We start from the raw sequence: 13,114 nt of genomic DNA, 5'->3' as shown, positions 1-13,114 counted from the left end.
AGCGAAGAGGTCACACCCGTTCCCATTCCGAACACGGCAGTTAAGCTCTTCAGCGCCGATGGTAGTTGGGGGTTTCCCCCTGTGAGAGTAGGACGCCGCCAAGCCATTTAAAAAGATCAGCCATCCGGCTGGTCTTTTTTCGTCGTTCGGGACAAATCAATTGACCAATTGGATGTTGGAAGGATCAAAAATGGAACCTCTCGGACTTAATCCATTCAAATATTAAAAATGGCACCTTAGCTTGGCTTATTTTAAGAAATTGCACAATGCAAGGGTAATCATCATTGGGCATGGTTTTCATCAGTTCTGCCCACCATTCTGTCTCATAACGAGCTATTATGCTAAGGTTATAAGAAATCAAATAATGGATTAAAAGTTCAGGTAATGAAAAAGCTGACGAATCTTTATTTAGTGATAGCATGAACTGCCCCTCTGCCAAATTATACCGTATTGGGGAAGAAGCATTATGAATAGGAATGCCATCAGTTTTTAAATGCAGTGTCCCAGGCACTTCTGAAATACTGTAAGCTTGATTCGTTTTAGCTTTCAAAAATTCTTCCATCCGACTGCTGGACATTTGATAGCTATCTAATATCGCTGAGGGTAATTGAAAACCATTCGAAGAGGGTAACAGGGCGACGAAATTTTTCTTGGAAATGGACCATGTAAAGTTTTGCATATCCGGGATTTCCTTTATCAGCGTCCCCATGGAAAATTTTTCACCCTCCAGATGCTTGATATGAAATAACTTCTCGGCAATGCAGGTGAAAAGTCCGTTCTTTTGCGTTTTCACTTCGTCCTTTAAAAATTCATATTGTTGTTTTTTCTTTTTTCTCGTAGTTACCCCATGGGCAAGCATCGAAGTTGATTCTGGATAATTGGGATCGATCGTGAGCAGACAAGCCTTTAATAATTGGGCGAATCCATAAAATGTAAGGATTGGTTGTATGGAAAGTGGTGCAATGGCAGCCTGATTATAATAAGTTTTAGCATGTTCAAGATGGTAAATAAATGGATAACAATTATCGTAACTTTTTATTTCCGCTTCTGCTATTTTTTCATGCTTGTAACATTTTTGTAAAAAAAGTTGAGAGGAAGATGCGGAAAAAAAAGGTGTATATTTATCGAAATTATCATTGTTTTCAGGCATTGCAGCTATCCTCCGAATTAATAGAATAATCAAACATTTATTTCTCTTCTTGACAGTAGTATGTCCTATTGATAACCTACAAATAATATTTTTAAGCAGGAGGGGAAAATAATGTGGGAAAATAAATTTGCAAAAGAAGGTTTAACCTTTGATGATGTCCTATTAATTCCAGCGAAATCAGAGGTTTTGCCGAAAGATGTTAACCTTCAAGTCAACTTAGCTGAAAACTTAAAGCTCAACCTTCCTATCATCAGCGCAGGAATGGATACCGTGACAGAAGCTGAAATGGCAATTGCCATGGCTCGCCAAGGCGGATTAGGTATCATTCATAAAAATATGTCTATTGAGGCACAAGCTGAACTGGTGGATAAAGTAAAACGTTCAGAAAGCGGTGTTATTACCGATCCATTTTTCTTAACGCCAGATCACCAAGTATTTGATGCAGAGCATTTAATGGGTAAATATCGCATTTCGGGTGTTCCTGTAGTCAACAATATAGAGGATCAAAAACTTGTAGGTATCATTACAAACCGTGATTTGCGATTTATTTCCGATTTTTCCTTGAAGATTTCCAGTGTCATGACTGTAGAGAATCTGGTCACAGCGCCAGTGGGAACTAACTTGGAACAAGCAGAGAAGATCCTTCAAAAGTACAAAATTGAAAAGCTTCCCCTTGTAGACGATAATGGAGTCCTTCAAGGACTTATTACGATCAAGGATATAGAGAAAGTTATTGAGTTCCCGAATTCGGCTAAAGATAAGCAAGGAAGATTACTTGCAGGTGCTGCAGTCGGAGTGACTAAGGATACAATGAAGCGTGTGGAAATGCTAGTTAAGTCCCATGTCGATGCAATTGTACTTGATACTGCTCACGGTCATTCAGAAGGCGTCCTTGAAATGGTGAAGGAAATCCGCGGGACATATCCTGAATTGACGATCATTGCCGGTAATGTGGCAACAGCCGAAGGGACGAAAGCATTGATTGAAGCAGGTGCCGATGTAGTTAAAGTGGGAATAGGACCAGGGTCAATCTGTACGACAAGGGTTGTAGCTGGTGTAGGTGTTCCACAAATCACGGCAGTCTTCGATTGTGCGACAGAAGCAAGAAAACATGGTAAAACGATTATCGCTGATGGCGGAATTAAATACTCTGGTGATATCGTTAAAGCCCTGGCAGCAGGCGGACATGCAGTAATGCTTGGCAGTATGCTTGCAGGTGTAACTGAAAGCCCAGGCGAAACGGAAATTTTCCAAGGTCGCCGTTTTAAAGTGTATCGGGGTATGGGTTCTGTTGCTGCTATGGAAAAGGGATCTAAAGATCGTTACTTCCAAGAAGATAACAAGAAATTCGTACCGGAAGGCATCGAAGGTCGCCTTCCATACAAAGGACCTCTTTCAGATACGATTTTCCAACTGATTGGCGGCATTCGTTCAGGTATGGGATATTGCGGTACAGCCACATTGGAAGAGTTGAGAGAAAACTCCCAATTTGTTAAAATGACCGGTGCCGGGTTAAGGGAGAGCCATCCTCATGATGTCCAAATTACCAAAGAAGCACCGAACTACTCAATGTAATGAATTTAACATATAATTGTCATTAAAATTTATTGTTAAAATAGACAGAGTCTGCGATTACTCTGTCTATTTTTTTTATTTTTTCTGTGATAAACTAGACAAGGTGTCAAGGGAATTACATAAAGTTTCTTCTTTGTTATAGAGATTAGCTTAAAAGTTGGAGGTATTGGAAATTGAAAAAAATCAGCAAGATGACCCTCATTTTCACTTTTGTTTTTGTTCTTGTAATGTCGCAATTTGCCTATCAACCGGGGGAAGCTGTTGCTGAATCTGATAATTTAGGTTTAAAAGCAGAAGCAGCCATCATCATTGATGGTGAAACAGGACAAATCGTATATGAAAAGAATGCCGATAAAGTATTAGGAATTGCATCCATGTCTAAAATGATGACCGAGTACATCATTATGGAGTCAATTGAAAATGGGAAAATCAGTTGGGATCAAAAAGTTAAAATAAATAAATACGTACATGACCTTTCAAAAGCACCCAATTTGTCGAATGTTGGGTTAACGGAAGGTGAAGATTATACAGTTAAGGAACTATATCAAGCTATGGCCGTCTATTCCGGAAATGCGGCAACAGTAGCTTTAGCACAGTTGGTTTCCGGTAGTGAAAAGAGCTTCGTTAAGTTAATGAACGAAAAAGCAAAGGAATTAGGCTTGAAACACCATAAATTCGTTAATGCCAGCGGTTTGAATAACTCCGATTTATTAGGACAATATCCTTCCGGTAATGAAGATAGTGAAAATATCATGACAGCAAAAGATACCGCCCTTCTTGCTTATCGTTTAATAAACGATTATCCGGAAGTGTTAAAAATCGCCAGCATTCCTAAATTGAAGTTCCGCGATGGAAAGGAATATCCGAACTTCAACTGGATGTTGCCAGGTCTGATATTTGAATATAAAGGCGTAGATGGACTGAAAACGGGATCTACCGACTTTGCCGGTTATGGACATACAGGGACGGTTATCCGGGACGGTCAGCGCTATATCACGGTGGTTATGAAGTCCACTAATAAAAACGAACGTTTTGCAGATAGCACTAAGCTTATGAACTATGCGTATGCAACCTTTAAAAAGGAAAAAGTCCTTCCAGCCAATTACCAGGTGAAAGGGAAAGAAACACTTTCAGTAGTAAAAGGCAAGGAAAAAAACGTTAAGATCCAATCTGAAAAAGCAATCGAGCTACTTGTTGAAAATGGTGAGAAAGATAACTATAAAACAGATTTAGTGATCGATAAAAACAAATTGAATGATGATGGCAAGCTTACTGCACCAATCAAAAAAGGTGAAAAGCTGGGTTACATCACAGTCACTCCTAAAAAAGGAGAAGATTACGGATACATTAATGGCGATCCGGTTAAGGTTAACGTCGTAGCTGCTGAATCTGTTGAAAAGGCAAACTGGTTCGTATTATCAATGCGAGCGGTTGGCGGATTCTTTGGTGACGTATGGAGCAGTGTAGCTTCTACTGTTAAAGGCTGGTTTTAAGTTTCGCGTATAAAACGGTTGCGAAATGTATAAAATTATAGTACATTATGGAAAACAATCTGATTATATAAGAAAGCAATGACAGGAAATAGTAACAAGTATTTCTTTCTATAGAGAGCCGATGGCTGGTGGAAATCGGTGTGAGAGTTTTGTGAATCCCTCCTGGAGCAGAGTATGGAAAGCCTTTTGGGTCAGTAAATACTTTCGGTTAGAAGCCGTTATCGAGATAAGTGGTAGGCGTTTTTCATATGCCTTCAACTAGGGTGGCAACGCGGGTTAACTCTCGTCCCTTCTTCAGGGGACGGGAGTTTTTTGCGTTCTTTGATAAATCATCAAATTATTAAGGAGGAACTGAAAATGTTGGATTTGAAATATGTAAGAAATAATTTTGAAGAAGTGAAGCGTGTATTGCAATTTAGAGGGGAAGATTTGACCGATTTAGGTAAATTCGAGGAACTGGATGTTAAGCGCCGGACTTTGATATCTGATACGGAAAAGCTGAAAAGCCAAAGAAACGAAGTTTCACAGCAAGTGGCCGTATTGAAACGGGAAAAAAAGGATGCAGATCAGTTGATTGCCGAAATGCGTGAAGTTGGTGACCGTATCAAAGGGTTCGATGATGAACTTCGTGAAGTGGAAGCCCAGTTAGAAACATTACTTCTTTCCATTCCAAATATTCCGCATGAAAGTGTGCCCGTTGGTGAGACGGAAGACGATAATGTCGAAATCCGTAAATGGGGAGAGTTACCGGAATTCAAGTTTGAACCGAAACCACACTGGGATGTAGCTGGAGATCTAGGCATCCTGGATTTTGAACGGGCAGCAAAAGTGACCGGAAGCCGATTTGTATTTTATAGGGGGCTTGGTGCTCGATTAGAGCGTGCTTTAATTAGCTTTATGTTGGACCTTCATGTTGAGGAACACGGATATGAAGAAATGCTGCCGCCATATATGGTGAATCGTGCAAGCATGACTGGCACAGGTCAATTGCCAAAATTCGAAGAGGATGCTTTCCGTATCGAAAGTGATGATTACTTCTTGATTCCTACAGCTGAAGTCCCGGTGACAAACTTCCATCGTGATGAAATCATGAGCATGGACGATCTGCCGATAAGCTATGCGGCATACAGCGCTTCATTCCGTTCAGAAGCAGGATCTGCTGGTCGTGATACCCGCGGGTTAATTCGTCAGCACCAGTTCAATAAAGTTGAACTAGTGAAGTTCGTGAAGCCGGAAGATTCTTATGCAGAATTGGAGAACCTCACTGGACATGCCGAAAAGGTCCTTCAATTGCTAGGCCTTCCATACCGAGTACTGAGCATGTGTACGGGAGATCTTGGATTCACTGCTGCTAAAAAGTATGATATCGAGGTTTGGATCCCGAGTTATGGAACGTACCGAGAAATTTCTTCTTGCAGTAACTTTGAAGCATTCCAGGCTAGACGGGCCAATATCCGCTTCAGACGTGATGCAAAAGGCAAACCGGAACACGTCCATACTCTTAATGGATCAGGTCTGGCAATCGGCCGTACAGTCGCTGCCCTTTTGGAAAATTATCAGCAGGAAGATGGCAGTGTTATCATTCCTGAAGTATTACGTCCATATATGCGCGGTGTGGGAGTCATTAAACCGTAAGTTAAAAGGAATCAGCTTCTGATTAAAGAGGCTGATTCTCCTTTTTATCAAAGTTTGAAATTATTTTAAAAAAACTTTATAGAGGGCTTGACTTTGATTTTAATTCCATGTAATATAATAAATGTTGATACGGAGGTATACCCAAGTCCGGCTGAAGGGATCGGTCTTGAAAACCGACAGGGGAGTCAAATCCCGCGGGGGTTCGAATCCCTCTACCTCCTCCATAACTTATTAATAACCACAGCGCATAAATTGGATATCGATAAAATCCGTTACAGATATGTAACGGATTTTTTGTTTTCTAATATATTAAAAAACCACCGGATAACCGGTGGTTTTTTTGTTTTACACATTTCGCAATAACTTGGTTTGCTCCATATATTCGGCAATCCGTTTTATAAGAGGTTCAATGCTTGCTTCATCCTGCATAAGGTCGTATTCGTTTATATTTAACCGAAGGACAGGGCAGGCGTTGAATTGATCGATCCATTCTTCGTAACGGCCGTGCATTTCCTGCCAATATTCAATTGGGGTATGCTGTTCCATTGGACGGCCACGCTCTTGGATCCGGTCGAGGATATCATCCAGTGAGCCTTCGAGATAGATAAGTAAATCAGGGTGCGGGAAGTATGGCGTCATTACCATGGCGTTGAAAAGGCTTGTGTAAGTTTCGTAGTCCACATCATTCATCGTGCCTTTTTCATAATGCATTTTTGCAAATATTCCGGTGTCCTCATAAATGGAACGGTCCTGGATAAAACCGCCGCCATATTCGAAGATTTTTTTTTGCTCTTTAAAACGTTCAGCGAGGAAATAGATTTGCAGGTGGAAACTCCAACGATTAAAATCATCGTAAAACTTATCCAGATAGGGGTTCGTATCAACCTTTTCAAAGGATGTCCTGAATTGAAGGGCATCGGCTAAAGCATTGGTCATGGTCGATTTTCCTACGCCAACCGTCCCTGCTATCGTAATGACAGCGTTGTTTGGAATATTATATTTCTTTCGTAAGTTCATTTGACTTTACTCCTTTGTGCAGGGCATTCTCTATTTTGCTGATTATCATTTTCAAATCATCCTTGTTCCCGACAAAATCCAGCTCATCTCCGTTGAATGTAAGAACAGGTATGTCGGGGTGCTGTTTCTCAAATGCTTCCATGAATGTTCGATAATCCGCGGATAACTGCTCTAAATAAATGGAGGATATATTTTTTTCAAATTCACGACCTCTTTTACCGATTCGGGAGATAAGAGTATCAAGACTTGCATTTAAGTAAATCACCATATTAGGTTTAGGCATATCCCGTGTTAAAATATTGAATATTTCAAGGTATTTATTGTATTGTCCGTTCTTTAACGTTCGTTCAGCAAAAATCAAGTTCTTGAATATATGGTAATCAGCCACCACGGCTTGGTTATTAGTAAGATACTTTTTTTCGATATCTTCCAATTGTTTATACCGGTTACACAGAAAAAACATTTCTGTTTGAAAGCTCCACTCATCAATATCTTTATAGAATTTCCCGAGAAATGGATTTTCATCTACAATTTCCTTCAATAATGAAATTTGAAAATGATCTGCGATAACTTTTGCAAGTGATGTTTTTCCCACGCCGATTGGACCTTCGACGGTGATAAATGGGGTGGATTTCATCCTACTGTCCTCCTTCATGAGGTATCAAGCTGAAATTCCCGGTTATTAGGTTTTTCGCCAAGAGATATTGTATCACAGACTTGGGACTTTAGTGACATTTTTGTCAGGTTGATAAAGAAAGAGAATGAAAGAGTGTTTATTGGGGGTGGTATGCAGGTTAGTGCCTTTTCGATTGAATGCTTAAAAGTCTTCACCTTCTTTAATGGATGCCTTGAGAACATGGTTCATCATCTTTAATGCGTAATGATTATCTTCCTTTGATGCAGAAGCGATGCAATCCTTCGGAATCCATAATTTATATTCCCGCATATAGGCATCATTGGCTGTGAATAGCACGCAGATGTTGCCAGCTATGCCAGTAATGATCAGGGTTTCTACGTTTAATCGTTTAAGTAGTGTATTGAGTGCCGTCCCATAAAATGCAGAATGTTTCGGCTTGATGAGAAAAAATTCGTCCTGTTGAGGTTTTATCCTTTCGATTAATGAGGCATTTCCTTCATTTTTACATCTACTAATAATTTTATCGAAGTCAGCTTGCCATAAATCATAATGGTCGTTTATATAAATGATTGGAAAACCTTTTACTTTCATTTGCTTTTTTAATTTCAAAATAGGGTCGACGATAAGTTTCGTATGTTCAAGGAGCATATTTCCGTATTTGAAATCAAAATCATTGATCATATCAATGATAAGCAAAGCAAAAGAAGGTGATTCAGTTTGATTCATGGTATATCCTCCTGTATTGTGAGAATTTACTTGCAGCACGTATGCCGCATGCGTTACTATTCTTTAGAATAAGTAGTATGACCTTTATTTTTGTCTTATATTTGTCTGTTTACTCCTACTTAATATGAGGGGGTTTTTTTATGAAGGATGATGTTTATTACATGAATTTAGCCTTAAAGGAAGCAAAAAAGGCGCAGATGTTGAATGAAGTGCCGATTGGCGCTTTAATTGTAATAGATGATCAAGTTATTTCGACAGGGCATAACCTGAGGGAAACTGAACAGAATGCGACGGCACATGCGGAGTTGCTTGCGATCAATGAGGCTTGCAAGGAACTTGGCAGTTGGCGCCTTGAAAATGCGACATTATATGTAACGCTGGAACCTTGTCCCATGTGTGCAGGGGCCATCTTGCAATCAAGGGTAAAAAGGGTTGTTTTTGGAGCGCATGATCCAAAGGCTGGCTGTGCAGGGACATTCATGGATTTACTTCGTGATGAACGCTTTAACCATCAATGTGATGTAACAAGCGGTGTATTAGGGGAAGAGTGCGGCTGGATATTGACTTCTTTTTTTAAAGAGCTCAGGGATAGAAAAAAAACTTTGAAAAGAGAGCAAGCACTCAAGATTGCCGAAGAAAATGAATAGGGGAAAACGAATGTTGAAAAAAGGTTTGCTTCGTTTGATAAATTTGGAATCAAACTGTTCATGAACAACACTTGCGTTTTTTTTGTTACCTTAGTATAATGAATTATGCGTCGACGTGACGCTGTGAATTTGGTATTACTTTTGCCGTGCTAGACGGGGAGGTAGCGGTGCCCTGTACTCGCAATCCGCTCTAGCGAGGTTGAATCCCTTCTCGAGGTTAGCATTCTGTAGGGCCTGCCTTAAGTAAGTGGTGTTGACGCCCGGGTCCTGCGCAATGGGACTCCATGAACCATGTCAGGTCCGGAAGGAAGCAGCATTAAGTGGAAGTTCTCATGTGCCGCAGGGTTGCCTGGGTCGAGCTAACTGCTTAAGTAACGCTTATGGTTGCTAATCGACAGAAGGTGCACGGCAGTTATTTTACATAAACAAAAACTCATTCGTATCGGGTGGGTTTTTTTTTATGCCAAGAAGGTAAAGTGCTTGGCATTTTTGAAAAAAATGAGGCAATGATGAAATTTCTTTTTAGACTTTGAAATAAAGGAAATCAGTAATGTATAATAAACAAGATGGAGAAAAGAAGGAGGGATTTCCGTGGGGTATCAAGCATTATACCGGGTATGGAGGCCACAACAATTCATTGATGTAGTCGGGCAGGAACATGTAACGAAAACGTTGCAGAATGCCTTGGTCGGGCAGAAGGTTTCGCATGCCTATTTATTTTCCGGTCCACGTGGAACAGGGAAAACAAGTGCGGCCAAAATTCTAGCAAAAGCAGTGAATTGTGAGCATGCCCCGACAAGTGAGCCCTGTAACGAATGTGCTACCTGCCGCGGAATCACCGATGGCTCCATATCAGATGTTATAGAAATTGATGCAGCATCCAATAATGGTGTCGAGGAAATCCGTGACATTCGTGACAAGGTCAAATATGCACCTAACGCGGTTACATATAAAGTTTACATCATCGATGAGGTACATATGCTTTCACAAGGGGCTTTCAATGCGCTTTTAAAGACATTGGAAGAGCCTCCGAAGCACGTGATTTTTATATTGGCGACGACTGAACCTCATAAGATTCCACTAACGATCATTTCCCGTTGCCAAAGGTTTGATTTTAAAAGGATCCAGCCTCAAGATATAGTTGGCAGGATGTCACAAATCATTGCAGAAACAGGTGTTTCCTGTGATGAACAGGCCCTGCATATCATTGCGAGGGCAGCCGAAGGCGGGATGCGAGATGCACTAAGCCTTCTTGATCAAGCGATATCCTTCAGTTCGGAGACGGTTTCTGTGGAAGATGCATTGACTGTCACCGGTTCTGTGTCACAGGCATTTTTAAGCCGGCTGGCAAAAGCTATATATGATAAAGAAGTAGCGGTGGCGCTTGAAGTCCTTGAACAATTGCTGGCCATGGGGAAAGACCCGGCTAGGTTCATAGAAGACATGATTTATTATTTCCGTGACATGCTTTTGTATCAAACGGCACCGGCACTGGCGGAATCCTTCGAGCGTGTTTTGATTGATCCCCAATTTAAGGAATTGGCAGAAGTAATCTCTTCTGAATCGATTTATTCCATCATTGAAAGCTTCAATCAAACACAGCAGGATATGAAATGGACAAATCATCCAAGGATTTTCCTTGAAGTGGCTCTTGTGAAGTTATGTAATGAGCAAAGGCCAAATCAAAGTGATAACGGGCAGCTCCAACAGTTGCAGCAGAAAATAGAAGATTTAGAGAAGAAATTACTCGAAATGCAGAAAAACGGCATTCCGGCGGCCATGACGGAAAAACCTGCAGAGCAGGCTAAGGCGCAAAGGGCCGTTAAAAAGGCGTATAAAGCTCCTGCTGGAAAGATCAATCAAGTATTGAAACAAGCTACGAAGCCAAATCTTAATGCTGTGAAAAGTAAGTGGGGGGAAGTGCTTGAACAGTTAGGTCAGCAAAACCAAAAGTCATTGGCAGCTTTATTGACGGAGGCAGAACCTGTTGCTGCGTCTACTGAAGCTTTTGTGGTAAAATTCAAATATGATATTCATTGTCAAATGGCAATGGAAAATAACCGTTTCGTGGAAGTAATAGCCTCGATCATGCAGCAATTGACCGGACGCCGAATGGAGATAGCTGGAGTTCCGGAGAGCCAGTGGCAAAGGTTGCGGGAGGATTTCATATCGACACAGCAGTTCGACGGTCCAGAAGAAACGGAATCAAAAGAAGAAGACCCCTTTATAGCAGAGGCTAGAAAATTAGTCGGCGATGATTTACTTGAAATTAAAGAATAATTGGAGGTAAGAAGAATGGGTATGCGCGGCGGTAATATGCAGAACATGATGAAACAAATGCAAAAGATGCAAAAGAAGATGGCAGAGGCACAAGAAGAATTAGGTGAAAAAAAGGTCGAAGGAACTGCTGGCGGCGGAATGGTGACGGTCATCGTTACTGGACATAAAGAAATAGTCGATGTAGTTATCAAACCGGAAGTTGTCGATCCGGATGATATCGATATGCTTCAGGATTTAGTGCTGGCTGCGACTAATGATGCCTTGAAAAAAGCGGAAGAACTGACAAACCAAACGATGGGACAATTCACTAAGGGAATGAACCTTCCGGGTATGTTTTAAGCAAGTTCAAAAGAAACTTCCTTTTAGGGGGTTTCTTTTGAAATTTTTAGGAGGAATTCGATGCATTATCCAGAACCAATTTCCAAGCTCATTGACAGTTTTATGAAATTGCCGGGGATTGGTCCTAAAACGGCTGCTCGATTAGCCTTTCATGTACTAGGCATGAAGGAAGATACTGTTTTGGATTTTGCAAAAGCACTTGTAAATGCTAAGCGGAATCTTATGTATTGCTCAGTCTGTGGTCATATTACAGATCAAGATCCCTGTTATATCTGCGAAGATCAAAAGAGGGACAGAAGTTTGATTTGTGTGGTTCAGGACCCGAAAGATGTAATAGCTATGGAAAAGATGAGAGAGTTCAATGGTTTATACCATGTCCTGCATGGCAGTATTTCCCCGATGGACGGAATCGGTCCGGAAGATATAAATATTCCTGATTTATTAAAGCGCCTGCAAGATGAAACAGTGCTGGAGGTAATTTTGGCTACTAATCCTAACATTGAAGGTGAAGCGACAGCCATGTATATTTCGCGGCTGCTTAGACCATCAGGCATCAAAGTGACCCGAATTGCCCACGGACTTCCTGTTGGCGGAGATTTGGAGTATGCGGATGAAGTGACGCTATCAAAAGCAATAGAAGGAAGAAGAGAAATATAGATAGCTGGGAGGACTTCACTTGTTCTTTCGTAAAAAAAAGAAACTTCGGAATGAATTCAATGATTCATTGATCGAAGAGCTTGAACATTTGAAATGGAATTGGCATAATCAAAAATCATTACTTGAAAAAAGCGTTGATCCATCTGAGGAAGTAATCGCCCAAACGAGACTGGCGGAAGTGAAATATTTTTACTTATTCAGGGAAGTTAAAAGAAGGAATGTCCGCTTAAAAAGATGATAGGGAAATGGCTGTGAAGGATTGCTGATCCTCATGGCCATTTTTTTCGGTTCTTAATCCATCGATTTCTTCATATAAGTGTAGTACAAGCTTGCGGGGAGGAATGAGTTTGGAACCAGTTGTCTTTGTTGCCGTAATTGGCGGCCTGATTTTAATGCTCCTCATTATCGGGGCGCCATTAAGACCTGTCCGGTTTATAGGGCAGGGGATTATAAAGGTCATTATCGGTGCAGCATTTTTGTTCTTTTTGAATACACTTGGGAATCAAGCGGGCATTCATGTACCCATCAACCCCGTTACCTCGGCAGTCGCCGGCCTGCTTGGAATACCGGGGGTTGCCGCTTTGGCGGCCATTGGTTATTGGATCATTTAAAGGATATTGCTTCGAAGTCATTCTGATGAAAACCCCATGGATATCTCCTTGGGGTTTTCATCATGCTATAGTTTTTTTAAAAAAACTAATTAAACTATTGACGATAACCCTTCAACCTGATAATATATTAGGAGTCGCCAATAACGACATCGTCAATTGCTCAATCGAAAAAACAAATTGAAATAATTGTTGACATTAGGTTGAGTAAGTGATAAGATAATAAAGTCGCTTACGAAGTAACGACAAAAAATCGCTCTTTGAAAACTGAACAAAACAAAGCGCCAACGTTAAATTTTAAGTGAGCACACACTATCAAAAAAGCAAATGAGCAAGTCAAACATTTCTTC

General features: G+C 40.8%; 13 protein-coding genes, 1 tRNA gene, 1 rRNA gene, 1 other RNA gene and 1 other annotated feature. Of the genes, 12 read left to right on the top strand and 4 right to left on the bottom strand.

The annotated features are described in order from the left end of the window. A 5S ribosomal RNA gene (rrf, locus tag BW986_RS29005) occupies positions 1-104 on the top strand; the annotation flags it as partial. 80 nt (positions 105-184) lie between these two features. On the opposite strand, the gene BW986_RS29000 is transcribed toward rrf, so the two are convergent. After that, positions 185-1,150, bottom strand: a complete 966-nt coding sequence (locus BW986_RS29000) for a YaaC family protein (protein ID WP_076373265.1) — start codon at positions 1,148-1,150, stop codon at positions 185-187. Positions 1,151-1,261: 111 nt separating this feature from the next. On the opposite strand from BW986_RS29000, the gene guaB reads away from it, so the two are divergent. The 4 genes from guaB to BW986_RS28980 all read left to right on the top strand — a co-directional run bounded on the left by guaB (position 1,262) and on the right by BW986_RS28980 (position 6,077). Further along, positions 1,262-2,725 carry an IMP dehydrogenase gene (gene guaB, locus BW986_RS28995; protein WP_076373263.1) on the top strand — a complete coding sequence of 488 codons (1,464 nt, stop codon included), beginning with the start codon at positions 1,262-1,264 and terminating at the stop codon, positions 2,723-2,725. Positions 2,726-2,898: 173 nt separating this feature from the next. After that, entirely contained in the window at positions 2,899-4,218 is a 1,320-nt protein-coding gene (locus BW986_RS28990) for a D-alanyl-D-alanine carboxypeptidase family protein (RefSeq protein ID WP_260321045.1), read from the top strand. A 69-nt stretch (positions 4,219-4,287) separates the two neighbouring features. Beyond that, positions 4,288-4,512: a binding site (T-box leader), on the top strand. Between the two features lie 63 nt (positions 4,513-4,575). Then, positions 4,576-5,853: a serine--tRNA ligase gene (gene serS / locus BW986_RS28985; RefSeq protein WP_076373261.1), complete on the top strand. Its 1,278-nt coding sequence runs from the start codon at positions 4,576-4,578 to the stop codon at positions 5,851-5,853. A gap of 131 nt (positions 5,854-5,984) precedes the next feature. Beyond that, positions 5,985-6,077 (top strand) — tRNA-Ser (locus BW986_RS28980). 121 nt (positions 6,078-6,198) lie between these two features. Here the strand turns inward: BW986_RS28980 and BW986_RS28975 are convergent. The 3 genes from BW986_RS28975 to BW986_RS28965 form a co-directional block, all read right to left on the bottom strand. Continuing rightward, positions 6,199-6,870 (bottom strand): deoxynucleoside kinase, encoded by a 672-nt coding sequence (locus BW986_RS28975; protein ID WP_076373259.1) that lies wholly within the window; start codon positions 6,868-6,870, stop codon positions 6,199-6,201. Beyond that, positions 6,848-7,507, bottom strand: coding sequence for a deoxynucleoside kinase (locus BW986_RS28970; RefSeq protein ID WP_076373257.1), 660 nt, complete (start codon positions 7,505-7,507; stop codon positions 6,848-6,850). Before BW986_RS28970 ends, BW986_RS28975 begins: the two co-directional genes overlap by 23 nt. 180 nt (positions 7,508-7,687) lie before the next feature. Next, positions 7,688-8,233: a cysteine hydrolase family protein gene (locus BW986_RS28965; protein WP_076373255.1), complete on the bottom strand. Its 546-nt coding sequence runs from the start codon at positions 8,231-8,233 to the stop codon at positions 7,688-7,690. 140 nt (positions 8,234-8,373) lie between these two features. On the opposite strand from BW986_RS28965, the gene tadA reads away from it, so the two are divergent. The 7 genes from tadA (at position 8,374) to BW986_RS28930 (ending at position 12,767) form a co-directional block, all read left to right on the top strand. Beyond that, positions 8,374-8,880 carry a tRNA adenosine(34) deaminase TadA gene (gene tadA / locus BW986_RS28960; protein ID WP_076373253.1) on the top strand — a complete coding sequence of 169 codons (507 nt, stop codon included), beginning with the start codon at positions 8,374-8,376 and terminating at the stop codon, positions 8,878-8,880. Positions 8,881-9,024: 144 nt separating this feature from the next. Further along, an RNA gene (gene ffs / locus BW986_RS28955) (signal recognition particle sRNA large type) lies at positions 9,025-9,289 on the top strand. Positions 9,290-9,471: 182 nt separating this feature from the next. Further along, the gene (gene dnaX, locus BW986_RS28950) at positions 9,472-11,160 is read left to right on the top strand and encodes a DNA polymerase III subunit gamma/tau (protein WP_076373251.1); all 1,689 of its coding nucleotides are present in this window, start codon (positions 9,472-9,474) and stop codon (positions 11,158-11,160) included. A 21-nt stretch (positions 11,161-11,181) separates the two neighbouring features. After that, positions 11,182-11,499, top strand: coding sequence for a YbaB/EbfC family nucleoid-associated protein (locus tag BW986_RS28945; RefSeq protein WP_076373267.1), 318 nt, complete (start codon positions 11,182-11,184; stop codon positions 11,497-11,499). Between the two features lie 60 nt (positions 11,500-11,559). Further along, complete coding sequence (recR, locus tag BW986_RS28940; RefSeq protein ID WP_076373249.1) at positions 11,560-12,156, top strand: recombination mediator RecR; 597 nt, start codon at positions 11,560-11,562, stop codon at positions 12,154-12,156. Positions 12,157-12,175: 19 nt separating this feature from the next. Next, the gene (locus tag BW986_RS28935) at positions 12,176-12,394 is read left to right on the top strand and encodes a YaaL family protein (RefSeq protein ID WP_063236519.1); all 219 of its coding nucleotides are present in this window, start codon (positions 12,176-12,178) and stop codon (positions 12,392-12,394) included. Between the two features lie 103 nt (positions 12,395-12,497). Further along, on the top strand, positions 12,498-12,767 hold the full coding sequence (locus BW986_RS28930) for a pro-sigmaK processing inhibitor BofA family protein (RefSeq protein WP_377402698.1): 270 nt from the start codon (positions 12,498-12,500) through the stop codon (positions 12,765-12,767). Positions 12,768-13,114: the final 347 nt, after the last annotated feature.

Origin of the sequence: Peribacillus simplex, assembly GCF_900156045.1 — a bacterium.
Taxonomy (GTDB): Bacteria; Bacillota; Bacilli; order Bacillales; family DSM-1321; genus Peribacillus; species Peribacillus simplex_D.
This window is presented reverse-complemented; position numbering and strand designations above follow the sequence as displayed.